Below are 26,599 nucleotides of genomic sequence, written 5' to 3' on the forward strand. Positions count from 1 at the left end.
CGACCCGGCGGAGCGGGGCCCTGCGGGGCCCCGTTTCCGTTCCGGCGCCGCGCGCTAGGTCGCGCGCCATGACAGCACCGATCCTCCTGTGGCAGCGCCGCGACCTGCGGCTGACCGACAATCCCGCGATGGCGTGGGCCGCCGCGCAGGGGCGCCCGGTGATCCCCGTCTACGTTCTCGACGAGTGCATGGCGGGCTGGGGGGCGGCGCCGTCGTGGCGGATGGGACGCTCGCTGGAGGTCCACGCCAAGCGCATGGAGGAGATCGGCTCGCGCCTGATCCTGCGCCGGGGCGACGCGCTGCCCACGCTGCGCGCTCTGATCGAGGAGACCGGGGCGGACACGGTCGTGTGGAACCGCCTCTACGTGGCCGACGAGAAGGCGCGCGACGAGGGCGTGAAGGCGGCGCTGAAGGAGGACGGGATCGAGGCCAAGTCCTTCCACGGCCACACTCTGTTCGAGCCGTGGGAGGTCGAGAGCAAGACGGGCGGCTTCTACAAGGTCTTCACGCCGTTCTGGCGCGCGGTGCGCGACCGCGACCTCGACGCGCCGCTCGCCCCGGTCGAGGCACTGGAGGCCCCATCCGCGTGGCCCGCGTCGGACGACCTGACGGGCTGGAAGCTGGCCGCCCGCATGGTCCGCGGCGCGGAGGTGGTCGAGCGCTACGCCCGCATCGGGGAGCTGGAGGCGCGGGCGCGGCTGGTGGAGTTCTGCGACGGCCCCGTGGCCGACTACGCCGACGCGCGGGACATGCTGGCGGACGAGGGCACCTCGGGCCTGTCGGAGAACCTGACCTATGGCGAGATCAGCGCGCGCGAGTGCTGGTTCGCGGGCTGGCGCGCGCACGAGGAGGGGAAGGCGGGGGCCGAGACCTTCGTGAAGGAACTGGTCTGGCGCGACTTCGCCCACCACCTCGCCTACCACACGCCGCGCCTGACCTCCGACAACTGGAAGGAGGAGTGGGACGCCTTTCCATGGCGGGGCGACAACGAGGATGCCGAGGCATGGCGGCGGGGACGGACGGGGATCGAGGTGGTCGATGCCGCGATGCGGCAGCTCTACGCCTCGGGGACGATGCACAACCGGGCGCGGATGCTGGTGGCCTCGCTGCTGACCAAGCACATGATGACCCACTGGAAGGTCGGGCTGGACTGGTTCGCGGACTGCCTGATCGACTGGGACCCGGCGTCAAACGCGATGGGCTGGCAGTGGACCGCCGGGTCGGGGCCGGACGCGGCGCCGTTCTTCCGGGTCTTCAACCCCGACACGCAGGCGGAGAAGTTCGACCCCGAGGGTCGCTACCGCCGGCGCTGGGTGGCCGAGCTGTCCGGCGCCCCCCGCGAGAGCCGCGCGTCCAATGCCCCGGACGACGCGCTCGCCTTCTTCGAGGCGATCCCGCGGTCGTGGGGCCTGTCCCCGTCCGACCGGTATCCCGATCCCGTGGTGGACCTAAAGGCGGGCCGCGAGCGGGCATTGGAGGCGTATTCCGCCCGGGCCGCCGCCGAGTAGCCGTCCTTTCGCCACGTTCCGGGGGCAGACCGGACCGGTTCGCGTATCCGCCCGGAGTCCGTTCCATGCCAACCCCTGCGCGCCTCGCCGCCGCCATCCTCCTCGCCGCCCTCGCATGGGGCGCGATCCAAGTGCTGACGTGGGCGGTGCTTTACGAGAACGCCAAGACGGGGGGGATCACGCTGCTGGCCGTCGTCGGCGGCGCGCTCGTCGGGTGGTTCATGCTCGGCAAGACCGCCTCCGGCGAGATCGGCAAGGGCGAGCGGTTCGGCGTCTGCGCGACCGCCGGGATCGGGGCGGCGGTGACCGTGACGGCCCTCTGCCTCGTACTCAACTCGTTCTGGACGATGATCCTCAAGTCGCTCAAGTCGGTCTACACCGAACCCTACATGGCGATGGAGGCGTGGATGGCCTTCCTCGTCGAGGATCTCGCCTATGTCTCGAACCAGCCGATGCTCGCGACGATCTTCGGGGGCGGACTCGTGGTGGGGATGACGACATGGGCGGTGGGACGGATCTGGCACTGACGGCGGGACCGCGCCTCTTCCTCTACGGCACGCTGCTCTGGCCCGACCTCCTGACCCGCGTGGCGGGACGCGCGGTCGCCGTCGCGCCCGCCTCGCTGCGCGGCTGGCACGTCGAGCGGGCCGCGGCGGGGGACTGGCCCGTCCTGCTGCCGGGCGGCGTGTGCGAGGGCGTCCTGACCGAACCGCTGGACGGGGCTGCGCTCGCGCGGCTCGACTGGTACGAGACCGTGTTCGGGCTGGCGCGCCTTCCGGTGGAGACGAGCGGCGGGGTCGCCGACACCTACCGCGACGGGGCGGAGGGCTCGGGCGCACCTTGGTCGCTGGACGAGTGGCGGGGCGCCGTGGGGCAGGGAACCCACGCCGCCGCGGCCGAGATCATGCGCGCGATCGGGGCCCCCCTCGACGGGCTGCGGCGCCGCCTCGGGGTGGTGCGCGCGCGGGGCTGGGACGAGCAGCTCGCGGCCGCCCGTCCCCGCGCCTCGGCGGGGGCCGCCCTGACGGCGGAGGACGTCGCGGTCCACGAGGTCCGCCATCCGTTCGACGGCTTCCACCGCGTCGAGGTCTGGACGCTGGACCACGCCACCCACGCGGGCGGGCGCAGCGGGAGGGTCGAGCGCGCCATCTCGGCGGTCACGGACGCCGCCGCCGTGCTGCCGTGGGACCGCGCGCGCAACAGGGTGCTGGTGGTCGAGCAGCTGCGCGTCGGCGCGTTGGCGAAGGGCGATCCCGACCCGTGGCTGATCGAGCCGATCGCCGGCCTGATCGACTTCGGCGAGGCCCCCGAGGCCACCGCCGTGCGCGAGGCCCGCGAGGAGGCGGGGGTGGACCTATCCGAGGACGGGTTGCGGCTGGTGTCGCGGAACTACCCGTCGCCCGGCGGGCTGGCGCAGGTGATCTGGTCCTTCGTCGCGCCGTGCGACCTGCCCGACGAGGTGGCGGGGACCGGCGGGCTGGAGCACGAGTCCGAGGATATCCGCGTCCGCCTGCTGGGGGTGGACGAGGCGCTTGCGATGATCCCGACGGGGGCGGTGGGGAACGCGCCGCTGGTGCTGTCGCTGCAATGGATCGCGCTGGAGCGCGCGGGCCTCAATCCCCGCTGACGCGCCTTCGCGTTTGCCCCCGTCGCGCCGCCCGCGTATCCGGGGCGGGCAAGAGCCCGGAGGCCCCCATGCAGGTCCACGCCAACCTCGCCGAGGCCATCGGCAACACGCCCCTGATCCGCCTGAACGCCGCCTCGGAGGCGACGGGCTGCGAGATCCTCGGCAAGTGCGAGTTCCTGAACCCCGGCCAGTCCGTGAAGGACCGCGCCGCGCTGTGGATCATCCGGGACGCCGTGGCGTCGGGCAAGCTGAAGCCCGGCGGGACCATCGTGGAGGGCACGGCGGGCAACACGGGGATCGGGCTCGCTCTGGTCGGCGCGTCGATGGGGTTCAAGACGGTCATCGTCATCCCCGAGACGCAGAGCCAAGAGAAGAAGGACATGATTCGGCTGGCGGGCGCGACGCTGGTGGAGGTGCCGGCCAAGCCCTACCGCGACTCGGACAACTACGTCCGCTACTCCGGGCGGCTGGCCGAGAAGCTGGCCGAGACGGAGCCGAACGGCGCGATCTGGGCCAACCAGTTCGACAACGTCGCCAATCGGCAGGCCCATGTCGACGGGACGGGGCCGGAGATCTTCCTGCAGACGCAGGGGCAGGTGGACGGGTTCATCTGCGCGGTGGGCTCGGGCGGCACGGCGGCCGGGGTGGGCATGGCGCTGCAGCCCAAGGGCGTGAAGTGCGGCATCGCGGACCCGATGGGCGCGGCGCTCTTCAACTTCTACGCCCACGGCGAGCTGAAGTCCGAGGGCGGCTCGATCACGGAAGGCATCGGGCAGGGGCGGATCACCGCCAACCTCGAGGGGTTCGTGCCGGACTTCGCCTACCAGGTCACGGACGAGGAGGCGCTGCCCATCGTGTTCGACCTGCTGCGCGACGAGGGGCTCTGCATGGGCGGCTCGTCGGGCATCAACATCGCGGGCGCGATGAAGATGGCGCGTGAGTTGGGGCCGGGGCACACGATCGTGACGATCCTGTGCGACTACGGCACGCGTTACGCCTCCAAGCTCTACAACCCCGACTTCCTGCGCTCCAAGGACCTGCCGGTGCCGTCGTGGCTGGAGGAGACGCGCGAGGTCCCGACCGTCTTCGCGTGAGACCCGTGCGCCTGCTCCTCGCCCTCCTGCTGTCGCTCTGGACCTGCGCCGCCGCGGCGCAGGACGAGGTGGCGACGACGCTCGTCGACTGGTCCGACCTCGCCGCGCGCGCCGAGCTCGTCCTCGACGGCGAGGCCACGCGGGGCGCGCTGGAGGCGTTGCGCGCCGACCTGTCGGGGACGCGCGACCGGCTGCGCGACGCGGAGGGGTTCGAGGCGGCGCGCCGGGACACGCTGCGGGGGCAGATTGCCGCGCTGGGAGAGCCGCCCGCCGAGGGCGAGGAGGATCTCGACATCGCCGCGCGGCGGTCCGAGCTGCAGGGGGAGCTGGAGCGCGTCTCCGCCCCGGCCCGCCGCGCGGAGGCCGAGCGGGTCGAGGTCGAGGCGCTGATCGCCGAGATCGACGCCCGCGTGGAGGCCGAGCGCCGCGCCGAGCTCCTGCGCCAGGAGGTGAGCCCCGTCTCCCCCTCGCTGTGGTGGCCGGCGCTGGGGGCGCTGGGGGCGTGGGTGGCGGCGATGGGCGACGACGTCGCCGCCGTGGCGACGCCCGACGGCTACGCGCGCCTCGCGGCCAACGCGACCGAGGTGGGCATCCTGTTCTTCGTCGCCGTGCTCCTGCTCGCGCGGTCGCGCGACTGGCTGGGACGGCTCCAGCGCCGGTTCGTCGACGCGGACGGCGCCGATCCGCAGACCCGCCTGATCGTCGCCGGCACCGGGCTGGCGCAGCTCGTGCTGCCGGTGGCGGGGCTCTTCGCGGTGACGCGCCTCGCGCGGCTCGCCGGGGTCGACGGACCGACGATCACGCCCGTGCTGACGGCGCTGCCCGCCTTGGGCGCGCTCGTCCTCGCGGCGCGCTGGATCGGGGCGCAGTCCTTCCCCGCGCGCGCCGAGGCGCACCCGCTCCCCGACAGCGCGCGCGCCGAGGCGCGCTTCCACGCGACGCTGCTGGGCCTGTGGCTGGCGCTGCACCGGCTCCTACGGATCGCGGCCGAGACGCGGCCCGACATCGCGGAGACGGTCTCGGTCCCGGTCCTCGTGCTGGTGTTCCTCGCGGGGCTGTCGCTGCTCCGCCTCGGGCGGTTGCTGGCGCGCGCGCCGGCGCCGCCCCTGCCGGGCGACGGAGAGGCGGAGACGGGGGACGCGGCTGAGCGCGGGCTCGTCCAGCGGGCGATCGTCCTCCTCGGGCGGGCGGCCATGGCCGTGGGCATCGCGGGTCCGGTGCTCGCCGCCTTGGGCTACGTCAACGCCGCGACCTACCTGACGTGGCCCGCGGTCGTGACGCTCGGGCTGATCGGGCTGGTGGCGCTGCTCCAGACCGTGATCTTCGACGTCTGGGCGGCCGCCACGGGGCGCGTGGAGGCGGCGCGCGACGCGCTGATCCCCACGCTGATCGCGTTCGGCCTCGTGCTCGCGGCGCTTCCGCTGCTCGCGCTGATCTGGGGGGTGCGGGTCGAGACGCTGGGCGAGTGGTGGCGGGGCTTCCTCGACGGGATCGCCGTGGGCCAGACGCGGATCAGCCCCGCGGCGTTCCTGACCTTCGCCATCGTGTTCGCCGTCGGCTACCTGCTGACCCGGGCGGTGCAGGCGGGCCTTCGGACCTCCGTGCTGCCGAAGACCAAGCTCGACGCGGGCGGCACCAACGCGATCCTGTCCGGCACGGCCTACGTAGGGATCACGCTGGCCGCGCTGATCGCGATCACCTCCGCGGGCATCGACCTGTCGGGCCTCGCCCTCGTCGCGGGCGCGCTCTCGGTCGGCCTCGGCTTCGGCCTGCAGAACATCGTGCAGAACTTCGTGTCGGGGATCATCCTGCTGATCGAGCGGCCCATCAAGATCGGCGACTGGGTCGCGGTCGGCACCACCGAGGGCTTCGTGCGCGCCATCTCGGTCCGCTCGACGCGGATCGAGACCTTCGACCGGCAGGACGTGATCGTCCCCAACGCCGATCTCATCGCGCAGGCCGTCGTGAACAACACGCTCGGCTCCAACTCGGGGCGCGTCCTGATCCCTGTGGGCGTGGCCTACGGCAGCGACACGCGGCGGGTGCAGGCGATCATCGAGGAGGTCTGCGCCGAGCACCCGATGGTCGTGCTCAACCCGCCGCCCGTCGTCACCTTCGAGGCGTTCGGCGCCTCGTCGCTCGACTTCCTCGCCCGCTGCGTCCTGCGCGACGTGCTGTGGAAGCCCATCGTTGGCTCCGACATCCGGCACGCCTTGGCCGAACGCTTCGCCGCCGAGGGGATCGAGGTCCCGTTCCCGCAGCAGGACGTCTGGCTCCGCAATCCCGAGGCGCTCCGACCGGAGGCATCCGAATGACCGAGCCGCTCTTCCTCTCCGACGCCTACGCCAAGACCGCGCCCGGCACCGTGGCCGCGATCACGCCGGAGGGCGGCGTCGTGATGGACGCGACCATCTTCTACGCCAAGGGCGGGGGGCAGCCGGGCGACTCCGGCCGCCTCGTCTGGGAGGGGGGCGAGATGGAGGTGGCCCAGGCCGTGAAGGGGGAAGGCGGCGCGATCGTCCTGCTGCCCGCCGACGCCGCGCCCTTGCCGCCCGTGGGCACCGCGGTAGAGCAGCGCCTCGACTGGGACCGCCGCTACCGGCACATGCGGATGCACACGGCGCTGCACCTGCTGTCGGTCGCGGTGCCGCTGCCGGTGACGGGCGGGCAGATCGGGGCCGAGAAGTCGCGGCTCGACTTCGACATGCCCGAGGTGACCACCACGCGCGAGGCGGTGCAGGCCGAGATGGACCGGCTGGTTGCCGGGGACCACGGGACGGGCACGCGCTGGATCGAGGAGGCGGAGCTGGATGCCCGCCCCGAGCTGGTCAAGACGCTGTCGGTGCAGCCTCCGCGCGGGGCGGGGCGCATCCGGCTCGTCCGCATCGGCCCGGAGGAGGCGCCGGTCGACCTGCAGCCCTGCGGCGGCACCCACGTCGCCCGAACGGGCGAGATCGGCCGTGTCGTCGTCGGCAAGATCGAGAGCAAGGGGCGCCAGAACCGCCGCATCTCCATCACCCTCGCGGATTGACCCCCGGGGCGGGACGCAAGCCCGTCCCCGCGCTTGCATCCGGCCGGAGGCGCGGAAAGGGTGTCCCCACCAACATCAGGGGAGACCTCCATGCGATACCTGCCGCTCACCGCAGCGCTTCTCGCCACCACCACGCTCGCGCTGCCCGTCTCGGCCGAGACCGTCCGCTGGGCGCGCGCGGGCGACGCGCTGACCCTCGACCCGCACGCCCAGAACGAGGGGCCGACCTCTACGCTGTCGCACCAGATCTACGAGCCGCTGCTGCTGCGGACCCATTCCGGCGACTTCGAGGGCGCGCTCGCCACCTCGTGGGAGCCGTCGGCCGACGACCCGAACGTCTGGACGTTCCAACTGCGCGAGGGGGTGACCTTCCACGGGGGCGAGGCCTTCACCGCCGAGGACGTGGTGTTCTCGATCCAGCGCGCGCAGTCCGAGAACTCGGGCTACAAGGAGCTGCTCAACTCCATCGTCGAGGTCCGCGCGGTGGACGACACGACGGTCGAGTTCGTGACCGACGGGCCGAACCCGATCCTGCCGTCCAACCTCACCAACCTGATGATGATGGATTCGGGCTGGGCCGAGGCGAACGGCGTCACCGACGTGCAGAACTACGACGAGGGCGAGTCGACCTACGCCACGCAGAACGCCAACGGCACGGGCGCCTACACGCTGGTCTCGCGCGAGCCGGACGTGCGCACCGTGCTGGACGCGAACCCCGACTACTGGGGCGGCGAACTGGACGTGACGCGGATCGAGTTCACGCCGATCCAGAACGCCGCGACCCGCGTGGCCGCGCTGCTGTCGGGCGAGGTGGACTTCATCCAGGACGTACCGGTGCAGGACCTGCAGCGGGTCGCGGACACCGACGGCCTCAACCTCAAGACGACGGCGCAGAACCGGGTGATCTTCCTCGGGATGAACGTGGGCGACGACGACCTGACCACGGACGACGTGGACGGGGCGAACCCGCTGGCCAACCCGCAGGTGCGCGAGGCGATGGACCTCGCCATCGATCGCAACGCCATCCAGCGCGTCGTGATGCGCGACCAGTCCGACCCCACGGGCATGATCGCGCCGCCCTTCGTCAACGGCTGGACCGAGGAGATGGACACCGTCACCGAGGCGGACGTGGACGGCGCCACCGCGCTCTTGGCCGAGGCTGGCTACCCGGACGGGTTCTCCATCCGGCTCGACTGCCCGAACGACCGCTACATCAACGACGAGGCGATCTGTCAGGCCGTCACGTCGATGCTGGGCCGGATCGGGATCACGGTGAACCTCGACGCCAAGACCAAGGCGCAGCACTTCCCGCTGATCACCGGGGGCGAGACGGACTTCTACCTGCTGGGCTGGGGCGTGCCGACCTTCGACTCGGAGTACATCTTCAACTTCCTCGTCCACTCCAAGACCGAAGACCGGGGGTCTTGGAACGGCACGCGCTACTCCAACGCGGACCTCGACGCGAAGATCGTGTCGCTGGCCTCGGAGACGGATCTCGATGCGCGGAACGCCACGATCGGCGAGATCTGGGACGTGGTGCAGGCCGAGCGGCTCTATCTGCCGCTGCACAACCAAGTGCTGAACTGGGGCTACGGCAACGGGGTCGACGCCGAGGTGTCGGTCGAGGACCAGCCGAAGTTCAAGTACTTCAGCGTCAGCCGCTAACCCATTGGCCGGGCGGCGATCACGCCGCCCGCGCCACCCCTGCATGGGCGCCGTAGTAGAGCCCCACGACGTGCTCCGCCTCGGCGAAGAAGAGCCAGCGCGACACCAGCACCCCGATCAAGTGAGACAGGACGGCGACGCCCGCCATCGCGTGGTGCAGCCCCGCGCCGTCAGTCACGAGGTACAGGGCCATCAGGATGGCGGGGATGACGGCCATCAGCGCGATGGCGATCACTCGCAGCGTGGCGGCGTGCTTGCGCCCGACCTGATAGACCATCTCGCGCGTGAGGTAGTTCTCGCCCGTTTGCGGACGCTCGAACTGGCGGACCATGCCGGGCAGGCGCGTGGCGGTGTTGAGCGTGCTGCCGACCTCGGCGAAGCGGCGATCGCCGCGGGTCCAGTGGACCGCCTGCAGGATGCCGAGGGCGACCAGGAGGATCAGCGACAGGACCGGGCGCCCGGCGAGCAGTGCGCCGCCCGCCAGCGCGGCCGTCAGGAACAGGGCGGGCGTGGCCCGCTGGTTCCAGCGCGGGACGGTGCGGAGCTGCGCGTAGATCATGGAGGTGGTGAAGACGACCGCCAGAGACAGGAGCGCGCCGATCCAGCCCAAGGGCGCGAGGTGGAGGTCGAGGAACACCAACGCGGCGGCGTAGGCGGCCATGACGAGGAGGGCGGCAATGGCGGCCCACATCTCGCGGCTCAGCCACGAGGAGCGCCATTCGCGGTAGGCCTTCCACGCGTTCTTCTTGTTCTTCAGGTGGAACGTGGCCGAGAGCAGCCCGCCCACCGCCAGCGCGTAGGCCAGCGCGAAGAACACGAAGGCGACCCAGCCGCGCGGCGGGTCGGGCATCAGGCCGAGGAAGACGAGCAGGCCGAACCCCGCTCCCGAGAGCGACGAGAAGATGATGACGGAGGGGGCGGGGTGCATGTCAGACCTTCTCCAGCGCCCGGTCGAGCCAGCCGAGGAAGCCCGTCGCCTCCTCCGCCCCCGTCTCTTCGTAAACTGGGGCGAGGAAGGAGGCGAGGATGTCCTCGTCCGCGCCCAGCGTGTCGCGGGGGCGCGGCGGGAGGTACTGGTTGACCGGCTTGGTGCCCTGCTCGGGCATGAGGTCCACGCCGCCGCGCGCGGCCACGAGCTGCGACACGGCCGAGGCCGGGTCGTTCAGGTCGCCGTAGTGTCGCGCCCCCGCCGGGCAGGTGCGGACGCAGGCGGGCTGGCGGTCGATCTCGGGCAGGGTCTCGTTGTAGATGCGGTCCACGCAGAGCGTGCACTTCTTCATCACGCCGGCCAGTTCGTCCACCTCGCGCGCGCCGTAGGGGCAGGCCCACGCGCAGAGGCCGCAGCCCATGCAGGCGTCCTCGTTCACCAGCACGATGCCGTCCTCGGCCCGCTTGTAGGACGCCCCCGTGGGACAGACCGTGACGCAGGGGGCGTCGTCGCAATGGAGGCAGGACTTCGGCATGTGGACCGTCTGGGCGGGGCCGCTGCCGGGCTGCATCGTGTAGCTGTGGACGCGGTTGAGGAACGTCCCCTCCGCCTCGCCATAGGCGTCGCGGTCCGAGAGCGGCGCGCCGTAGTTCTGGGTGTTCCACCCTTTGCACGCCGTCACGCAGGCGTGGCAGCCAACGCAGGTGTCGAGGTCGATCACGAGGCCGAGCTTGACCTTCGGCGGGGCGGGCAGGGTGGTCATCGCTTCACCTCCCACGCGACCACGTCCGGGCCGGGCGGCACGGGGCGGTCGAGCGTCTCGAATTGCGGGGTGGATCTGAGGTCGGCGGGCGGGGCGCACTTCTCCACCGCGACCTTGAGGTCGAACCAAGCGGCCTGTCCCGTGATCGGGTCAGAGTTGGACCAGCGCAGCCCGTCGCCCTTGGGCGGCATCAACTCGTGGATCAGGTGGTTCAGCAGGAACCCTTGGTTCGCCTCCGGCGCGTTCTCGTGCAGCGCCCACGCGCCCTTGCGCTTGCCGATGGCGTTCCACGTCCAGACGGTCTCGTCGTTCTGGCCCGGCATGTGGGCCACGGGCACGACGATCTCGCCATGCGGCGAGGTCACGCGCGCCCAGTCGCCCTCTCGGAACCCCTGCGCCTCCCAAATGCCGGTCGGCAGGTAGAGCGGGTTGCGCCCGTGGATCTGGCGCAGCCACGCGTTCTGGGTGCCCCAGGAGTGATACATGGCCGCCGGGCGTTGGGTGAGCGCGGTGATCGTGAAGCGGGGGTCGGTCGCGTGGCCCTCCATCGGGTCGTACCAGATGGGGAGGGGATCGAAGGTCGCCTTGATGCGCTCGCGCAGGTGGTCGGGGGGCTGGCGCTCCCCGTGGCCCTCGGCGGCAAGCTGGAAGCGGCGGAGCGGCTCGGACCAGAGCGTGATGAGGAAGGGCTGCGGCGCGTCGTAGAGGCCGATCTCGACGGCCCAGTCCTGATAGGCCTTGTTCCACGGCTTCATGTAGAGTCCCTCGGCGGGGACATGGGCCACGGCGAAGGCGCCGTTCTCGATGTAGCGGTTCAGCTGGTCGGGGTTGGGCGCGCCGCGACCCGTCGCCTCGCCGTTGCCACGGAAGCCCATGAGGGGGCCGATTCCGGGCCGGCGCTCGTGCCGGACCATGTAGTCGGCGAAGTCGGCGTATTTCTTGGACCCGTCGTCGTTCACCATGCCCGGTAGGCCGAGGCGGGCGCCGAGTTCGAGCAGCGCCGTCTGGAACGGCACCACGTCGCGGTCGGGCGCGACGACGGGGTGGCGGATGGCGTCGGCGGCGGCCTCGGGCTCGCAGATCGGGCGGTCGAGGAGGGAGATGCAGTCGTGGCGCTCCAGATAGGTCGTGTCGGGCAGGACGAGATCCGCGTAGGCGACCATCTCGGAGGAGTAGGCGTCGGCGTAGATGACGTTGGGGATGACGTAGCTGCCGTCGTCGCGCTGGTCGGTCAGCATGGCCATCGTGCCGGTCGTGTTCATCGACGAGTTCCACGCCATGTTCGCCATGTAGAGGAACAGGGTGTCGATCTCGTAGGGGTCGCCCGCGTGGGCGTTGGAGATGACCATGTGCATCAGGCCGTGGGCCGACATGGGGTTGTCCCACGAGAAGGCCTTGTCGATGCGCGCCGGGGTGCCGTCGTCCCGCAGGCAGAGGTCGTCGGGGCCGTGGACGAAGCCGAGGTGGGGGCCGTCCAGCGGCGCGCCGGGCGTGACCTTGCAGTGGGGCTTTGGGTGGGCGGTCGCGGGCTTGGGGTAGGGCGGCTTGAAGCGGAAGCCGCCGGGGGCCTCGACGCTGCCGATCAGCGTCTGGAGCAGGTGGATCGCGCGGCAGGTCTGGAAGCCGTTGGCGTGGGCCGAGATGCCGCGCATGGCGTGCATGGCGACGGGACGCGCGGTCATCGTCTCGTGGCGCCGACCGCGGAAGTCGGTCCACGCGATTGGCTCTTCCCACGACTCCTCGAAGGCGACGCGGGCGATCTCTCCGGCCAGCGCGCGGATGCGCCGCGCGGAGATGCCGACGCGCTCGGCGACGGCCTCGGGGGCGTAGGCCCCGTCGAGGTAGCGATGCGCGATGGCGTGGAACACCGTGCGGTGGGTGACGCCGTCCTGCGCCCATGCGCCGTTCAGATCCGGCTCCACGTCCTCGGCGTCGTAGCAGCGGGGGCGCTGCTCCTTGCGGCACCAGACGAGGGCATGGCCATCGTCGTCCTTGAGGGGCAGGCCGTGGGTCGCGCCGGGGCGCGCGTCGATCAGGACGGGGGCGTCGGAGAACTCTGCGAGGTAGCGCAGGTCCAGTTGGCCCGCCTTCAGCAGGCAGTGGACGAGGGAAAGGATCAGAAGCCCGTCCGTGCCGGGGGTGACGCCATACCAGTCGTCCGCCACGGCGTTGTAGCCGGTGCGGATCGGGTTGATGCCGACGACCCGCGCGCCGCGTTCCTTGAGTCGCCCGAGGCCCATCTTGATTGGGTTCGAGTCGTGGTCCTCGGCGCAGCCGAAGAGCAGGAAGAGCTTGGTCTTCTCCCAATCGGGCGATCCGAACTCCCAGAAGGCCCCGCCCACGGTGTAGATGCCCGCCGCCGCCATGTTGACCGAGCAGAAGCCGCCATGCGCCGCGTAGTTCGGCGTGCCGAAGGCCTGCGCCCACCACGAGGTGAAGGACTGCGACTGGTCGCGCCCGGTAAAGAAGGCGAGCTTCGACGGGTCCGTCTCGCGGATCGGGGCGAGGATGGCGCGGGCGGTCTCGTAGGCCTCCTCCCACGTGATCTCCTCGAACTGGCCGCTGCCCCTCGGCCCCGTCCGGCGGAGCGGCGCACGCAGGCGGGACGGCGCGTTGTGCTGCATGATGCCCGAGGCGCCCTTGGCGCAGAGCACGCCCTTGTTCACCGGGTGGTCGCGGTTGCCCTCGATGTAGGCCACGCGCTCGACGCCCTCGGCGTCGGCCTTGAGGTGCACGTCGATGCCGCAGCGGCAGGCGCACATGTAGCAGGTGGTCTTGGCCACGCGGTCCCCGACCTTCGGGGAGGGGTCGAAATGGTCCTTCATGCGGCCTCCCATGCCAGCCGGGCCAAGCCCGCGCCCGCGAGGCCGATGAGCAGGGTCAGGCAGGCGGGTTTGTAGTATCGCTCGAAGCGCGGCGTGAAGAGCGCGCGTCCGAGCACGACGCCGGCCAGCGTGGGCACGACGAGGATCAGGCCGCGCGTGGCCGCCGTCCCGGTCATCGTGCCCACCGCGAGGTGGGTGACGATGCCCACGGCGCCCGCGCCCAGCATGTAGATGTTGAGCGTGCCGCGCATCGTGCGCGCGGGCAGGTCGCGGACCATCGCGTAGAGCGCGATGAACAGGCCGCCCGCGCCCGCGAGGCCGGTGATGATCCCGGCCCCGAACCCCGCCGCTCCGGTGCCCGCGCGCGTGGCGAGGACGGGCAGGCGCAGGCGGGCCAACTGCGCCACGGCGAGCGCGATCAGGAGCGACAGGGCGATGGTCTTGGAGACCGTCGCGTCGATCGACAGCGACACCAGCAGGCCCAGCGGCAGGCCGATGCCGCTGGCGACGACCAGCGTGGCGGCGGCGGTCCGGTCGGCGTCCTGCCAGCCGCCCTTCATCAGCAGCAGCGAGGCCGACATCTCGAGGAACCAGAACACGGGGATCAACTCGACCGGCGGCACGAGGGTGGCCAGCGCCGCCATCGCCAGCGCCGACAGCCCGAACCCCGCGAAGCCGCGGATCGCGCCCGCCGCGAAGCAGACGGCCACGGCGAGCCAAGCGGTCGCGGGCGGGAGGGCGAGGAGGTCGGCCATCAGATGCCGTCATCCCCGGGCGTGACCCGGGGACCTGTCGCCACGGGGACCACCCCCCCGCGTCGCGCGACCGCACGAGGTCCCCGGGTCGGGCCCGGGGACGGCGGCGCGTATGGGGGGCGGCGGCTCACCGATCCTCCAGCGGAACCCAGTCCCGCTTCTCCGGCCCGTTGTAGAGCGTCAGCGGGCGGATCAGGATGTTCGAGCGCCGCTGCTCGAGGCACTGCACCAGCCAGCCGGGCATCCGCCCGATGGCGAAGATCGGCACGTAGAGGTCCATCGGGATGCCGTGCAGTTGGTAGATGACGCCCGAATAGAAATCGACGTTCACGTTCAGCCCGTGGCGGGCGTAGGGCTTCATCGCCTCGACCACGCCCTGCAGGATCTCGTACCACTCCGGCGCGCCCATCTCCTCGCCCAGCTTCCGCACCCCCTCGCGCATGTGACGGGCGCGCGGGTCCTCGGCGCGGTAGACGCGGTGGCCGAAGCCGGTGACGGGGACCTTCGCCGCGCGCTTCTCCTTGACGTAGCGGGCCGCGTTCTCGGGCGAGCCGATCTCCTTGACCATCTTCATCACGTCCTCGGCGGCGCCGCCGTGGGCGGGACCGGCGAGGGTCGAGAGCGCGGTGACCATCGCGCCGTGGAGGTTGGCCTCGGTGCCCACGGTGACCCGGGCGGCGAAGGTCGAGGCGTTGGCGCCGTGCTCGGCGTGGAGGACGAAGTCGACGTCGGCCAGCGCGGTCGCCTCGGCCGAGGGTGTCTCGCCCTTGAGCATCTTCAGCCAGTTGCCCGCGTGGCTCAGCGTGTCGTCGGGGGCCACGGGGTCGCGCCCGTTCCGCAGCGCCTCGTGCGCGGCGATCAGCGTCGGCACCTGCGCGGTCAGCTTGATGCCGTTCCGCAGGAAGCCGTCCTCCGACGCGTCCTGGCTGTCCGCGTCCAGCGCGGCCATCGCCGACACGGCCGTCCGCAGCACGTCCATCGGGTGGCCGTCCTTGACCGTGTCGATCACCGACAGCACTGCATCGGGCACGGCGCGGTGCGACCGCAGCTCGGCGTCGAACCGCTCCAGTTCGGCCTTCGTCGGCAGCTCGCCATGGATCAGCAGCCAGCACACCTCCTCGAACGACGCGTTCTCGGCGAGGTCGTGGATCGTGTAGCCCCGGTAGAGCAGCTCGCCCGCGCGCCCGTCGATGTGGGACACGCCCGAGCGCTCGAAGTAGACGCCCTTGAGGCCGCGGTTGATCTTGACGTCTTCGGTCATGCGGGGTCTCCGGTCGGCATGAGCGTGATGGATACGGCGCGGGCCACGGCCCGAGAGCGGGGGGCGCGGATCGTCTTCCCCGAGATGGAGGACGCGCGCGTGGGCGAGGCCGCTGCTGCGCTCGAGCGGGACGGGCTGTGCCATCCTCTGCCCTTGGGCGGCGTCACGGACGCGCAGGTCGCGGCCGTCATGGACGCGCGCGGCATGAAGGAGCGGATGGCGCGCCACCTGCTGTCCAAGCCGCTGATGCGCGCCGCCGCGATGGTCGCCGCCGGCGAGGCGGACGCGATGGTCGCGGGGGCGGACGTGCCGACCCGCCGCGTGATCGAGGCGGCGGGGCTCTGCATCGGGCTGGCCGAGGGGATCGCGCGGCCGTCGTCCTTCTTCCTGATGATCTTCCCCGACGGGCGGGAGATGATCTTCGCCGACTGCGCGGTCACCGTCGCCCCCGACGCCGAGGCGCTGGCCGCCATCGCCCGCGCCTCCGCCGCCAGCGCCGAGGCGCTGCTGGGCCGGGCCGAGGTCGCGCTGCTGTCCTTCTCCACCGGCACGTCCGGGGCGGGCGACAGCGTGGACGTCGTGCGCGCTGCCGCCGAGGCCACGGGATTCGCGGGCCCCGTGCAGGCCGACGCCGCGCTCGACCCGGCGAAGGGCGCGCGCAAGGGCGTGGCTGTCGAGGCGGTGAACACGCTGGTCTTCCCTTCCTTGGATGCCGGCAACATCGGCTACAAGCTGTGCCAGGAACTCGCGGGGGCGCAGGCGGTGGGGCCCATGCTGCAGGGCTTCCGCCGCCCGGTCTGCGACCTCTCGCGCGGGGCCTCGGCGGGGGACATCGTCGAGGCGGCGACGCTCACGGCGGCGATGGCCTGACGGCGAAGCCTTCGACGAAGGCTTCGCCCGTTTCCTTCGACGATGGAAACGCGACCCATCACTCTGCCGCGATCATGTCCTCCTTCGAGATCCCCGCCACCTGCACCGGCTTCTTCATCGCGTCGCGGCGGAACGGTTCGCCCAGTTCCTGATTGAGCATCACCTCGATCAGGGTGGTCTTGTTGTCGTTCATCTGCGCCTTGATCGCCGCGTCCAGCGCGTCGGTCAGCTCGTCCATCGTGCGGACCTGCACGCCCTCCAGCCCGCAGGCCTTGGCGATGCCCGCGTAGGAGACCTGCGTGTCCAGCTCCGTGCCCACGAAGTTGTCGTCGAACCAGAGCGTCGAGTTCCGCTTCTCCGCGCCCCACTGGTAGTTGCGGAACACGATCTGCGTGATGGCGGGCCACTCGCCGCGCCCGATGGCCGTCAACTCGTTGACCGCGATGCCGAACGCCCCGTCGCCCGCGAAGCCCACGACCGGCACGTCCGGGCGCCCGATCTTGGCGCCCACGATGGACGGCAGGCCGTAGCCGCAGGGGCCGAACAGGCCCGGGGCGAGGTACTTCCGGCCCTCGTCGAAGTCCGGGTAGGCGTTGCCGATGGCGCAGTTGTTGCCGATGTCCGAGGAGATGATCGCCTCGCGCGGCAGGGCCTGCTGGATCGCGCGCCACGCCATGCGGGGGCTCATCCAGTCGGGCTTGTCGGCACGGGCGCGCTCGTTCCACGTGGTCCCGGGATCGTCCTCCTCGTGGTCCAGCGACGAGAGTTCCTGCTTCCACCGCGACTTGGTGTCGGCGATCTTCGCGCGCCGCTCCTCGCGGCCCGCGTCGCCCGCGGTGTCGGAGAGTTGCGCGGTGATGCCCTGCGCCACCTTGGCCGCGTCGCCGACGATCCCCACGGTGACCTTCTTGGTCAGGCCGATGCGGTCGGGGTTGATGTCCACCTGGATGATCTTGGCGTCGGCGGGCCAGTATTCCATGCCGTAGCCGGGCAGGGTGGAGAACGGGTTGAGGCGGGTGCCCAGCGCGAGCACCACGTCCGCGTCCTTGATCAGCTGCATCGCCGCCTTGGAGCCATTGTAGCCCAAGGGTCCGGCGAAGAGTGGGTGAGAGCCGGGGAAGGCGTCGTTGTGCTGGTAGCCCACGCAGACCGGCGCATCGAGCCGCTCGGCCAGCGCCATCGACGCGGCGATCCCGCCCTCCGACAGCACCACGCCCGCGCCGTTCAGGATCACGGGGTTCTTGGCCGTCGACAGCAGCTCGGCCGCCTTGGCGATGGAGCGCTCGCCGCCGGGCGAGGCCTCGAACTCGATCGGCTCGGGGATCTCGACGTCCACCACCTGGGTCCAGAAGTCCCGCGGCAGGTTGATCTGCGCCGGCCCCGACAGCCGCTTGGCCTTGGCGATCACGCGGGTCAGCACCTCGGCCACGCGGGACGGGTCGCGCACCTCCTCCTGGTAGGCGACCATGTCCTCGAACAGCTTCATCTGCTCGACCTCTTGGAACCCGCCTTGGCCGATCGTCTTGTTGGCGGCCTGGGGCGTCACGAGGAGCAGCGGCGTGTGGTTCCAGTAGGCGGTCTTCACGGCGGTGACGAAGTTGGTGATGCCCGGCCCGTTCTGGGCGATCATCATCGACATCTCGCCGGTGGCGCGCGTGTAGCCGTCCGCCATGAAGCCCGCCGACCCCTCGTGCGCGGCGTCCCAGAAGGTGATGCCGGCGGCGGGGAAGAGGTCCGAGATCGGCATCATGGCCGAGCCGATGATGCCGAAGGCATGGCGGATGCCATGCCGCTGCAGCGTTTTGACGAAGGCTTCCTCGGTCGTCATCTTCATGGCGGTCCCCTCCCGATGATGTCGAAAAATGGGACCGGCAGTCCCAACTATTCCCTAGCGGTCAATCAACAGGGAATCGCGTTTCGTGCAAGGGGCGGCGTCGGGGAAGGCGGGCCCGGTCGTCTCTATCGGGGCGCGCGCGCAGCAGGGCCGTCCCGACCGGCGCCGACCCCGAGCAGCCGCGCCGCCCCGAAGGCGGTCGTCGCGCGGGCGACCCCGATGGTAAAGTTGTCGAGCAGCGGGAAGGCCGGGCTAGCGGGTCCGGGTCATCCGGTCGGTCGCGCCCCACGCCGCGGCGAGCGGAAGGATCAGCAGCGCCCAGACCGTCGCCCGGACGAGCGCCCCGCCGTCGAGGGCGGTCGTGACGGACGCGAAGCCGCGCACGTCGAAGGCGAGCAGCGCGAGACACAGGGCGGTGGACAGGATCACGCCCGCCTCGATGCGGGAGAGCCAGTGCCAGCAGAGGGAGGCGAGGTGCCGGGACATGACCGGATGGTAGACTCGGCGGACGCCTCGGGAAGGGGATGCGCCGCATTCTCCCGATTTCTTCGCGCGGCCACGGCGCAGCAGGTGGCGGCCCATCGCAGCGGCGCGGCGCGGCCCGGCCCGCGCGCATGCGGCGCGTTCGGCACGCGCGGGGTCCGCCCGATCACCCGCGACGACGGCACGGCCGACGCGCGGCGGGCCAAGCCCCGCCCTCCATGCAGCGCAGGACGCGGGCGCCCCGCGCCGAGAGGTCGGGGGCCTCCCGCGTCAGCCGAACACACGGCCGAGCGCGGCGTCCACCGCGCTTGTGATCGCGTCGATGTCGTCCGCCGTGGCGATCAGGGCGGGCGAGAACAGCAGCGTGTTGTTGAAGCCCGGAAGCGAGCGGTTCGACGCGCCGATGATGACCCCTTGGGCCATGCAGTCGGCGACGACGGCCTTCACCCGCGCCTCCTCCACCGGCTCCTTCGTGCCGCGGTCCGCGACCAGCTCGGCCCCCGCGAAGAGGCCCCGGCCGCGCACCTGCCCGATCACCGCGTGCCGCTCCGACAGCGCCTCGAGGTTCGCCACCAGCCGCTCGCCCATCGCACGGGTATTGGCCAGCAGATCCTCGTCCTCGATGATCTCCATGTTCTTCAGCGCTGCCGCCGGCCCGGCGGTGCAGCCGCCGAAGGTCGACACGTCGCGGAAGTAGCCCATCGGGTCCGACGGGTCGTCCTTGAACATCTCGAACACGCGCTCGCTCGTCGCGAGGCAGGAGATCGCCGCGTAGCCCGAGGCCACGCCCTTCGCCATCGTCACGAAGTCGGGGCGGATGCCGTAATGCTGGTAGCCGAACCACTCGCCCGTCCGGCCCACGCCGCAGACCACCTCGTCGATGTGCAGCAGCAGGTCGTACTTCTCCACGATCTCCGCCACCCGCTCCCAGTAGCCCGGGGGAGGGGTGATGACGCCGCCGCCCGCGGTGATCGGCTCCAGGCAGAGCGCCCCCACCGTGTCCGGCCCTTCCGCGAGGATCACCTCCTCGATCGCGTCCGCCGCGCGGCGGCCGTACTCCTCGCCCGAGAGATCCCACTGCGCCCGGTACTCGAGGCAGTGCGGCACCCGCACGAAGCCCGGGGTGAACGGCCCGTACTGCGCGTTGCGCTCGTCCTGGCCGCCCGCCGAGAGGTTGGCGATGGTCGTGCCGTGGTAGTCGCGCTCGCGGTAGAGGATCTTGTACTTCCGCCCGCCATGCTGCCGGTGGGCGATCTGGCGGATCATCTTGAAGGCCTTCTCGTTCGCCTCCGACCCCGAGTTCGCGTAGAAGACGCGCGACAGCCCCGGCATCTTCGAGATCAGCTTCTCCGCGAAGAGCGAGCCGGGGATCGAGCCGAGCGTCTGCGCGAAGTAGTTCAGCTTCAGGAGCTGGTCGCGCACCGCGTCCGCGATCTCGGTCCGCCCGTAGCCCACGTTGACGGTCCACACCCCGCCCGAGGTCGCGTCGAGATGCTCGACCCCCTTGTCGTCCCAGACGCGCATGCCGCGGCCCTCGACGATGATCCGGGGGTCGGTCGTCTCCAGCGGCTTGTGCGGCATCAGGTGGTGCCAGACATGGGCGCGGTCCGCCTCGATGACGTGGCTCAGGTCGTTGGCGTGGTCCTTCATGGTATTCCCCCCCGAGGCTGCGCGGCTGCTGCGAATGGCGTCCTGCCTCCTCCTTTGGGGGACGACCCGCCCCCCGCGCAAGCCTCCGCGCGACGTGGCGGCGGTCGTTCGCGGGGCGCAGAAACTGGGACTGCCGGTCCCGATACCGGGCATGTCGTTTCCCGGCGTCAACGCGAGAGACCGCTTGCAATCCGGCCCGTCTCTGCGCGTGATGCCTCCGGAGAGGGCCGCGAAGAGCCCCCCGCCGCGACCCAATCCAACCGGGAGAGGACCCCATGACCTTCAAGACCAAGCTCGCCGCCGCCGTGTCGGCCGCCGCCGTCCTGACCGGCGCGCAGGCCGCGCTGGCCGATGCCCATCTCGAGGAGCTGACCGTTGGCTACTTCCTCGAATGGCCGATGCCGTTCCAGTTCGCCAAGGCGCAGGGCACCTACGAGGAGGCGCTCGGCCTGCCGATCAACTGGGTGACCTTCGACACCGGAACCGCGATGTCGGCCGCGATGGCGTCCGGCGACGTGCAGATCTCCGTCAGCCAAGGCGTGCCGCCCTTCGTGGTCGCGGCCTCCGGCGGCCAGGACATCAAGATCGTCGACGTGGCCGTGTCCTATTCCGACAACGACAACTGCGTCGTGGCCTCCGACCTCGAGATCGACAAGGACTCGGTCGCCGACCTCGCCGGGCAGAAGGTCGCCGTGCCGCTGGGCACCGCCGCCCACTACGGCTTCCTGAGTCAGATGAACCACTTCGGCGTCGACGTGGCCTCGCTCGAGGTGGTCGACCTCGCCCCCGCCGAGGGCGCGAACGCGCTGGAGCAGGGCGACGTGGGCATGGCCTGCGGCTGGGGCGGCGCGCTGCGCCGCATGACGGAATCGGGGAACGTGCTGCTGACCGGCGCCGAGAAGGAGGAGCTGGGCATCCTCGTGTTCGACGTGACCTCGGCCCCCGCCGACTTCGTCGCCGAGAACCCCGAGCTGCTCGCGAAGTTCCTCAAGGTGACGGCCGATGCCAATGCCATGTGGAAGTCCGGCGAGAACGAGGCCGAGATGCTGCCCGTGATCGCGCAGGACGCGGGCATGGACGAGACGGCCACCGCCGAGACGCTCGCCACGTTCAAGTTCCCCTCCATCGACGAGCAGCTCTCCGAGGCCTGGCTCGGCGGCAACGCGGCCAACTTCATGGGCGGCGTCGCGGGCGTCTTCCAAGAGGCGGGCTCGATCCCCTCGGCGCTCGACAGCTACGCCGACTCGATCGATCTCGGCCCGCTGCAGGCCGCGCAGGGCATGTGACGCCTGCGCCTCCCTGCGGGGAGGCGCTCGCCGGGGGCGCTCGCGCTCCCGGCCCCCGCCGGGGGCACGCGGCAGAGGGGACATTATGACGAAGCCGATCGAACGGATCCGGAGGATCGTCTTCAGCGCTTTTGGCATGCCGGCGGATGACGAGAGTGCGGTGGACGACCTCGCTCGGACCTTCATCCGGCTGGGCATATCCGTCGGACTGGTTGTCCTGATGCTCATGAACAAGGACTGGATCATCGCCAACCTGGTCGAGTATTCCCCGAGCGAAGCGAGGTGAGATAGGCATGACCGACACCGGTCTCATCATCGACGGCGTCTCGATGCGCTTCGACCTGCCCAACGGCAGCCACGTGCAGGCGCTCAAGGACGTCTCGCTGCGGCTGGGGCAGGGGGAGCTGATGTCGGTCCTCGGCCCCTCGGGCTGCGGCAAGACCACGCTCCTCAACATCCTCGCGGGCTTCCTCGCGCCGACCGAGGGGCGCATCGTCCTCAACGGCCACGACGTGAAGGGGCCGGACGCCGAGCGCGGCATGGTGTTCCAGCAGGGCGCGCTGTTCGAGTGGATGAACGTGCGCGACAACGTCGAGTTCGGACCGCGGATGGCCGGCGTGCCGGTGGCCGAGCGGCGCCGGACCTCCGACCGCCTGCTGGAGATCACGGGCCTCAAGGACTTCAAGGACAAGATGGTGTTCGAGCTGTCGGGCGGGATGCAGCAGCGCGTGGCCCTCGCCCGCTGCCTCGCCAACGAGCCCGACGTGATCCTCATGGACGAGCCCTTGGGCGCGCTCGACGCGCTCACGCGCGAGAAGATGCAGGGCCTCGTGCTGGAGCTCTGGAAGGAGACCGGCAAGACGATCATCCTCATCACCCACTCCGTCGAGGAGGCGCTGCTCCTCGGCGAGCGGCTCCTCGTGATGGCGCCCCGGCCGGGCCGCATCCACAAGGAGTACCGGCTCCCCTTCGCCGAGATGGGCGTGGGCGCCGACCTCCGGACCGTGAAGAAGGATCCCGAGTTCGCGCGCACCCGCGACGAGATCCTGAACATGATCTGGGAGATGGAGGAGGAGATCATGGGCCGGACGGAGGACGCCTGACATGACCGGGATCGCCATCGTCGCCGTCTATGCCGGCCTCTTCGTCGCGGCCATGATCGTGGTCGGCCTGCTTACCCGCAACCGTGCGCGGACGGGCATCGACTCGGTCAAGACCGTCACCTTCGGCGACGAGTCCGCCGTGCGCCCGAACCGCTGGGCCTCCGTCATCTCCGTGGTCGTGCTGTTCCTGATCTGGGGCGCCTTCACCGGCTCCAAGCTCGTGCCGATCCACGTGCCCGGCCCCTTCGTGGGCGACACCTCCTTCACCTACACCGCCGAGAACGCCGAGGGGCAGCGCGACGAGGCGACCGTCACCGTGCGCGTCGTCCCGCTCGGCTCGGACGAGGACGAGCCGGAGGTGCCCGAGGGCGACGGCTTCGCCAAGAACGACGTCGCCTCGCTCGCGGTCTACCGCAGCCAGATCATCCGGGTGGAGGCCAACGACGAGGGCGCGGACGCCGAGGGGTTCCGCGTCGTCGCCGTCGACGGGCAGCCCTTGGACGGCCTCGGCGAGGGCGACAGCATCCAGCTCGCGGACGGGGTCATCAACCTGACCCGCCGCGGCTCGCTCAACTTCGTCCCCGACCGGGGCGTGCAGATGCAGCCGCTCTACCTCCCCTCGCCCGAGCGGGTGTGGCAGGCGCTCACCGAGACGGCCTCGGACGGCTACCGCAACTTCACCCTGCTGGAGCACCTCGGCTACTCGCTGTTCCGGGTGCTGGCGGGCTTCGCCCTCGGCGCGCTGGTCGGCATCCCGCTGGGCTACGCGATGGGCCTGTCGGACTGGTTCCGCGGCTGGTTCGACCCGATCGTCGAGTTCATGCGCCCGGTCCCGCCGCTCGCGCTTATCCCGCTGGTCATCATCTGGTTCGGCATCGACGAGACGGGCAAGGTCGTGCTCCTGTTCCTCGCGGCCCTGTGGATCATGGCCATCGGCGCGCGCGCCGGCGTGTCGGGCGTGAACATCACCAAGGTCCACGCCGCCTACTCCCTCGGCGCCTCCAAGTGGCAGATCCTGCGCCACGTCATCATCCCCAACTCCCTGCCCGAGATCTTCACCGCCGCCCGCGTCGCGATGGGCGTGTGCTGGGGCACGGTCGTCGCCGCCGAGCTGGTCGCGGCGAACGTGGGCGCGGGCATGATGATCACCGCCGCCTCCAAGTTCCAGCAGACCTACATCGTGGTGATGGGCATCATCCTGATCGGCGTGATCGGCTTCGGCATCGACATCCTGATGCGCAAGCTCGAGGGCTGGCTGGTGCCGTGGAAGGGCCGCTCCTGAGCGGGGGTGCCCCCGCCCCGCCGTCCGGGCCCGGCGGGACCACGCGCCGGGGCGGATCGCGCGGCGGCCGGCCGCGCGGCTAGGCCGCCCGCCGCCCCCGCACCGCCAGCCAGACCAGCGACCCGCCCGCCAGCGCGAGGAACGGCACCATGGCGAGGTTCACCGCCGACCAGCCCGCGACCACCTCGGGCGCCGCGCCCATCAGCCCGCCCGACGACAGCGACGCCACCGTCACCAGCCCGAACACCAGCGCGTCGTTCAGCCCCTGCACCGTGCCCCGTTCCTCCGGCGCGTGGGACCGGGTCAGCATCGTCGTCGCCCCGATGAACCCGAAGTTCCAGCCGAGGCCGAGCAGCACGAGCGCGGCGTAGAAATTCCACAGCTCCACCCCCGACAGCGCCACGGCCCCCGCCGCCGCCAGCAGGCCCAGCCCGGCGGACACGATGGCCGTCGTCCCGAACCGCGCGATCAGGTGCCCGGTGAAGAAGGACGGCCCGAACATCGCGATCACGTGCCACTGCACCACGTCCGCCGCCGTCGCCGTGGCGAAGCCGCAGCCCACCACCGCCAGCGGCGTCGACGTCATCACCAGCGTCATCAGCGCGTAGGAGACCATCGCGCACACGATCGCCACCACGATGGCCGGGTCGCGCAGCAACTGCCCCCGCGTGCGTCCGGCGGGCGCGCCCGCCGCCTTCGGCGCGGCGCGCGGCAGGTCGAGCAGCGGGAAGAGCACGAGGCCCACGAGGCTCAGCAGCCCCGCGCCGACATAGGTCGGCACGAACTCCAATGCGCCGGCCGCGCCGCCCGTGGTCGCCTTGACGATGGCCGGCCCGACGAAGGCCGAGAGCAGCCCGCCCGCCAGCACGTAGGAGATGGCCTTCGGCTTGAACCCGTCCGAGGCCGCGTCCGTGGCGGCGAAGCGGTAGAAGCCCTGCGCGCTCTGGTAGATGCCTACGAGGTAGAGCGCCGCGAGCAGCAGCGCGAAGCTCCCCGCCCAGACCGCGTAGGCGGCGAGCAGCCCGCCCGCCGCGCCCGCGAGGCTGCCGATCACGAACCCGGTCACCCGCCCGCGCCGCTGCATCAGCGGGCTGAGCCACGGGGCGGTCGTCATCGACGAGAAGACCATCACGCTCACCGGCAGGGTCGCCAGCAGCGGCGAGGGGGCCAGCACGACCCCCGCGAGCCCGCCGACGATCAGGTGGATCGAAAGCTGCGCTCCGAGGATCGCCTGCGCCAGCACGAGCACGATCACGTTGCGCCACGCGCGCCGGTCGCCGCGCGCGTCCGTCGCGGCAGGGGGGTCGAGGGAGGTCATGCCCCGGGCCTAGGCACCCGCCGCACGGGCGTCCAGCGCGGGATTGTGCGGATACGCGGGGACTGGCGCGATCAGATGCGCGAAGGAGCCCGCCGCCGCGCCCGCCCGCAATCCCATCGGGGGCAGGGCGCGGCCTTCCGCGTCCGCCGCCTCGAACAGCGGATCGCCCTCGGCCCGGACGGTCGTGGCGTAGTGGAACTCGTGCCCCGCCCACGTTCCCGCGAAGGGGCCGCAGGCGGCGCGGAGGCTGCGGTATCCGAGATGCGGGCGCCGCGCGGCGAAGGAGGTCTCCAGCCGCAGCAGCCCCGCCATCCGGTGCGTCGCGCCCGCCGCGTCGGTCAGCGCGTCGCCCATCACCATGTAGCCCCCGCATTCCCCGAACACGGCGCGGTCGCGCAGCGAGGCTAGGAAGCGCGCGTTCGCCGCCAGTCGACCCGCGTGCAGCTCCGGGTAGCCCCCGGGCAGGTAGACGAGATCGGCCCCGGGCGCGGCCTCGTCCGCCAAGGGCGAGAACGGGACGACCTCCGCCCCCGCGCGCCGCCAGCCGTCGAGGAGATGCGGATAGGCGAAGGCGAAGGCCGCGTCAGAGGCCACCGCGATCCGCTGCGCGGGCGGGGCGAGGCGGGGCGGGCGCGCGTCTGCGAGCGGTCGCGCGAGGCCCGCGAGGGCCGCCACGTCGCACGCCGCCGCGACCGCCGCGCCCGCATGGGCGAGGAACGCGTCGAGATCCGCCCGCTCCCCCGCCTGCACCAGCCCGAGGTGGCGCGACGGCGTGGCCAGCGCCGGATCGCGGGGCAGGGCGCCGAGGCTCGGCATCCCGATCCCGCCCAGCGCGGCGCGCAGCATCGCCGCGTGCCGGTCGCTGCCCACCCGGTTCAGGATCACCCCCGCGACGTCGACCCCCGCGTGGTCGCGGAACCCCGCCACCAGCGGCGCCACCGACTGCGCCATCCGCGCCGCGTCGACCACCAGCACCACCGGCAGGTCCAGTCCCCGCGCGAGGTCGGCCGCCGACCCGCGCCCGTCCGGCGGCGCCCCGTCGCACAGCCCCATCGCACCCTCCACGACCAGCAGCCCCGGCCCGGCGGCCAGCCCGCGCAGCGTCGCGCCATCCATCGCCCACGCGTCGAGGTTGGGGCAGGGGCGGCCCGTCGCCGCCTCGTGGAAGCGCGGGTCGATGTAGTCAGGGCCGGACTTGGCCCCCCGCACGCCGTGCCCCGCGTCCCGCAGGGCGCGCAGCAGGCCCAGCGTCACCGTCGTCTTGCCCGCCCCCGACGACGGCGCGGCGATCAGCAGGCCGCCCCCGCTCATCCCGG

At 71.6% G+C, this 26,599-nt stretch carries 22 protein-coding genes; 12 read left to right on the forward strand and 10 right to left on the reverse strand.

The window, feature by feature from the left end; genetic code table 11:
* The first annotated feature begins 68 nt into the window (after positions 1–68).
* The 7 genes from JQC91_RS16840 to JQC91_RS16870 all read left to right on the forward strand — a co-directional run bounded on the left by JQC91_RS16840 (position 69) and on the right by JQC91_RS16870 (position 8,925).
* Positions 69–1,508, forward strand: a complete 1,440-nt coding sequence (locus JQC91_RS16840) for a deoxyribodipyrimidine photo-lyase (protein WP_203288600.1) — start codon at positions 69–71, stop codon at positions 1,506–1,508.
* 65 nt (positions 1,509–1,573) lie between these two features.
* Entirely contained in the window at positions 1,574–2,035 is a 462-nt protein-coding gene (locus JQC91_RS16845; protein ID WP_203288601.1) for a TrgA family protein, read from the forward strand.
* Entirely contained in the window at positions 2,008–3,135 is a 1,128-nt protein-coding gene (locus JQC91_RS16850) for an NUDIX domain-containing protein (RefSeq protein ID WP_203288603.1), read from the forward strand. Before JQC91_RS16845 ends, JQC91_RS16850 begins: the two co-directional genes overlap by 28 nt.
* Before the next feature lie 68 nt (positions 3,136–3,203).
* Positions 3,204–4,229 carry a cysteine synthase A gene (locus JQC91_RS16855; RefSeq protein ID WP_203288605.1) on the forward strand — a complete coding sequence of 342 codons (1,026 nt, stop codon included), beginning with the start codon at positions 3,204–3,206 and terminating at the stop codon, positions 4,227–4,229.
* On the forward strand, positions 4,226–6,544 hold the full coding sequence (locus JQC91_RS16860; RefSeq protein WP_203288607.1) for a DUF3772 domain-containing protein: 2,319 nt from the start codon (positions 4,226–4,228) through the stop codon (positions 6,542–6,544). The genes JQC91_RS16855 and JQC91_RS16860 overlap by 4 nt, the downstream gene beginning before the upstream one ends.
* A complete protein-coding gene (locus tag JQC91_RS16865) occupies positions 6,541–7,260 on the forward strand; it encodes an alanyl-tRNA editing protein (protein WP_203288609.1) in 720 nt (239 codons plus the stop codon). The genes JQC91_RS16860 and JQC91_RS16865 overlap by 4 nt, the downstream gene beginning before the upstream one ends.
* 90 nt (positions 7,261–7,350) lie before the next feature.
* Entirely contained in the window at positions 7,351–8,925 is a 1,575-nt protein-coding gene (locus JQC91_RS16870; protein ID WP_203288611.1) for an ABC transporter substrate-binding protein, read from the forward strand.
* Between the two features lie 19 nt (positions 8,926–8,944).
* Here JQC91_RS16870 and JQC91_RS16875 read toward each other — a convergent pair whose 3' ends face one another.
* From JQC91_RS16875 to JQC91_RS16895, 5 genes are all read right to left on the reverse strand, one after another.
* Complete coding sequence (locus JQC91_RS16875; protein ID WP_203288613.1) at positions 8,945–9,853, reverse strand: DmsC/YnfH family molybdoenzyme membrane anchor subunit; 909 nt, start codon at positions 9,851–9,853, stop codon at positions 8,945–8,947.
* 1 nt (position 9,854) lies between these two features.
* Positions 9,855–10,616 carry a 4Fe-4S dicluster domain-containing protein gene (locus JQC91_RS16880; RefSeq protein WP_203288615.1) on the reverse strand — a complete coding sequence of 254 codons (762 nt, stop codon included), beginning with the start codon at positions 10,614–10,616 and terminating at the stop codon, positions 9,855–9,857.
* Positions 10,613–13,441: a molybdopterin oxidoreductase family protein gene (locus JQC91_RS16885; protein WP_203288617.1), complete on the reverse strand. Its 2,829-nt coding sequence runs from the start codon at positions 13,439–13,441 to the stop codon at positions 10,613–10,615. The genes JQC91_RS16880 and JQC91_RS16885 overlap by 4 nt, the downstream gene beginning before the upstream one ends.
* Positions 13,438–14,196 (reverse strand): sulfite exporter TauE/SafE family protein, encoded by a 759-nt coding sequence (locus JQC91_RS16890; protein ID WP_203288619.1) that lies wholly within the window; start codon positions 14,194–14,196, stop codon positions 13,438–13,440. Before JQC91_RS16890 ends, JQC91_RS16885 begins: the two co-directional genes overlap by 4 nt.
* Before the next feature lie 127 nt (positions 14,197–14,323).
* A complete protein-coding gene (locus JQC91_RS16895) occupies positions 14,324–15,457 on the reverse strand; it encodes a citrate/2-methylcitrate synthase (RefSeq protein WP_203288620.1) in 1,134 nt (377 codons plus the stop codon).
* An 18-nt stretch (positions 15,458–15,475) separates the two neighbouring features.
* Between JQC91_RS16895 and JQC91_RS16900 the strand changes: the two genes are divergently transcribed.
* Positions 15,476–16,327, forward strand: coding sequence for a phosphate acyltransferase (locus JQC91_RS16900; protein ID WP_203288621.1), 852 nt, complete (start codon positions 15,476–15,478; stop codon positions 16,325–16,327).
* Between the two features lie 58 nt (positions 16,328–16,385).
* Here the strand turns inward: JQC91_RS16900 and xsc are convergent, their stop codons facing one another.
* The 3 genes from xsc to JQC91_RS16915 form a co-directional block, all read right to left on the reverse strand.
* Positions 16,386–18,161, reverse strand: coding sequence for a sulfoacetaldehyde acetyltransferase (gene xsc, locus JQC91_RS16905; protein ID WP_203288622.1), 1,776 nt, complete (start codon positions 18,159–18,161; stop codon positions 16,386–16,388).
* Between the two features lie 252 nt (positions 18,162–18,413).
* Positions 18,414–18,647, reverse strand: coding sequence for a hypothetical protein (locus tag JQC91_RS16910; protein ID WP_203288623.1), 234 nt, complete (start codon positions 18,645–18,647; stop codon positions 18,414–18,416).
* Between the two features lie 267 nt (positions 18,648–18,914).
* Positions 18,915–20,294 (reverse strand): aminotransferase class III-fold pyridoxal phosphate-dependent enzyme, encoded by a 1,380-nt coding sequence (locus JQC91_RS16915; protein ID WP_203288624.1) that lies wholly within the window; start codon positions 20,292–20,294, stop codon positions 18,915–18,917.
* A 275-nt stretch (positions 20,295–20,569) separates the two neighbouring features.
* Here JQC91_RS16915 and JQC91_RS16920 point away from each other — a divergent pair, with 275 nt between their 5' ends.
* From JQC91_RS16920 to JQC91_RS16935, 4 genes are all read left to right on the forward strand, one after another.
* Positions 20,570–21,580, forward strand: a complete 1,011-nt coding sequence (locus JQC91_RS16920; protein ID WP_203288625.1) for an ABC transporter substrate-binding protein — start codon at positions 20,570–20,572, stop codon at positions 21,578–21,580.
* An 85-nt stretch (positions 21,581–21,665) separates the two neighbouring features.
* The gene (locus tag JQC91_RS16925; RefSeq protein ID WP_203288626.1) at positions 21,666–21,866 is read left to right on the forward strand and encodes a hypothetical protein; all 201 of its coding nucleotides are present in this window, start codon (positions 21,666–21,668) and stop codon (positions 21,864–21,866) included.
* 7 nt (positions 21,867–21,873) lie between these two features.
* The gene (locus JQC91_RS16930; protein ID WP_238941586.1) at positions 21,874–22,683 is read left to right on the forward strand and encodes an ABC transporter ATP-binding protein; all 810 of its coding nucleotides are present in this window, start codon (positions 21,874–21,876) and stop codon (positions 22,681–22,683) included.
* A gap of 10 nt (positions 22,684–22,693) precedes the next feature.
* On the forward strand, positions 22,694–23,965 hold the full coding sequence (locus JQC91_RS16935; protein WP_203288703.1) for an ABC transporter permease: 1,272 nt from the start codon (positions 22,694–22,696) through the stop codon (positions 23,963–23,965).
* 79 nt (positions 23,966–24,044) lie between these two features.
* Here the strand turns inward: JQC91_RS16935 and JQC91_RS16940 are convergent, their stop codons facing one another.
* Together JQC91_RS16940 and JQC91_RS16945 are read right to left on the reverse strand one after the other, a co-directional pair.
* On the reverse strand, positions 24,045–25,283 hold the full coding sequence (locus tag JQC91_RS16940; RefSeq protein ID WP_203288627.1) for an MFS transporter: 1,239 nt from the start codon (positions 25,281–25,283) through the stop codon (positions 24,045–24,047).
* 9 nt (positions 25,284–25,292) lie between these two features.
* Complete coding sequence (locus tag JQC91_RS16945; protein ID WP_203288704.1) at positions 25,293–26,594, reverse strand: cobyrinate a,c-diamide synthase; 1,302 nt, start codon at positions 26,592–26,594, stop codon at positions 25,293–25,295.
* Positions 26,595–26,599 lie beyond the last annotated feature (5 nt).

Source organism: Jannaschia sp. Os4, assembly GCF_016820245.1.
In the GTDB taxonomy this organism is placed as follows: Bacteria; Pseudomonadota; Alphaproteobacteria; order Rhodobacterales; family Rhodobacteraceae; genus Jannaschia.

Excerpts from the sequence above, each read along its gene's own strand:
- JQC91_RS16840 (WP_203288600.1), top strand. The coding sequence starts at position 69 with ATGACAGCACCGATCCTCCTGTGGCAGCGCCGCGACCTGCGGCTGACC.
- JQC91_RS16945 (WP_203288704.1), bottom strand. The coding sequence starts at position 26,594 with ATGAGCGGGGGCGGCCTGCTGATCGCCGCGCCGTCGTCGGGGGCGGGC.
- JQC91_RS16930 (WP_238941586.1), top strand. The coding sequence starts at position 21,874 with ATGACCGACACCGGTCTCATCATCGACGGCGTCTCGATGCGCTTCGAC.
- JQC91_RS16865 (WP_203288609.1), top strand. The coding sequence starts at position 6,541 with ATGACCGAGCCGCTCTTCCTCTCCGACGCCTACGCCAAGACCGCGCCC.
- JQC91_RS16920 (WP_203288625.1), top strand. The coding sequence starts at position 20,570 with ATGACCTTCAAGACCAAGCTCGCCGCCGCCGTGTCGGCCGCCGCCGTC.
- JQC91_RS16870 (WP_203288611.1), top strand. The coding sequence starts at position 7,351 with ATGCGATACCTGCCGCTCACCGCAGCGCTTCTCGCCACCACCACGCTC.
- JQC91_RS16910 (WP_203288623.1), bottom strand. The coding sequence starts at position 18,647 with ATGTCCCGGCACCTCGCCTCCCTCTGCTGGCACTGGCTCTCCCGCATC.
- JQC91_RS16890 (WP_203288619.1), bottom strand. The coding sequence starts at position 14,196 with ATGGCCGACCTCCTCGCCCTCCCGCCCGCGACCGCTTGGCTCGCCGTG.
- JQC91_RS16940 (WP_203288627.1), bottom strand. The coding sequence starts at position 25,283 with ATGACCTCCCTCGACCCCCCTGCCGCGACGGACGCGCGCGGCGACCGG.
- JQC91_RS16850 (WP_203288603.1), top strand. The coding sequence starts at position 2,008 with ATGGGCGGTGGGACGGATCTGGCACTGACGGCGGGACCGCGCCTCTTC.
- xsc (WP_203288622.1), bottom strand. The coding sequence starts at position 18,161 with ATGAAGATGACGACCGAGGAAGCCTTCGTCAAAACGCTGCAGCGGCAT.
- JQC91_RS16900 (WP_203288621.1), top strand. The coding sequence starts at position 15,476 with ATGAGCGTGATGGATACGGCGCGGGCCACGGCCCGAGAGCGGGGGGCG.
- JQC91_RS16885 (WP_203288617.1), bottom strand. The coding sequence starts at position 13,441 with ATGAAGGACCATTTCGACCCCTCCCCGAAGGTCGGGGACCGCGTGGCC.
- JQC91_RS16875 (WP_203288613.1), bottom strand. The coding sequence starts at position 9,853 with ATGCACCCCGCCCCCTCCGTCATCATCTTCTCGTCGCTCTCGGGAGCG.
- JQC91_RS16845 (WP_203288601.1), top strand. The coding sequence starts at position 1,574 with ATGCCAACCCCTGCGCGCCTCGCCGCCGCCATCCTCCTCGCCGCCCTC.
- JQC91_RS16880 (WP_203288615.1), bottom strand. The coding sequence starts at position 10,616 with ATGACCACCCTGCCCGCCCCGCCGAAGGTCAAGCTCGGCCTCGTGATC.
- JQC91_RS16895 (WP_203288620.1), bottom strand. The coding sequence starts at position 15,457 with ATGACCGAAGACGTCAAGATCAACCGCGGCCTCAAGGGCGTCTACTTC.
- JQC91_RS16925 (WP_203288626.1), top strand. The coding sequence starts at position 21,666 with ATGACGAAGCCGATCGAACGGATCCGGAGGATCGTCTTCAGCGCTTTT.
- JQC91_RS16915 (WP_203288624.1), bottom strand. The coding sequence starts at position 20,294 with ATGAAGGACCACGCCAACGACCTGAGCCACGTCATCGAGGCGGACCGC.
- JQC91_RS16855 (WP_203288605.1), top strand. The coding sequence starts at position 3,204 with ATGCAGGTCCACGCCAACCTCGCCGAGGCCATCGGCAACACGCCCCTG.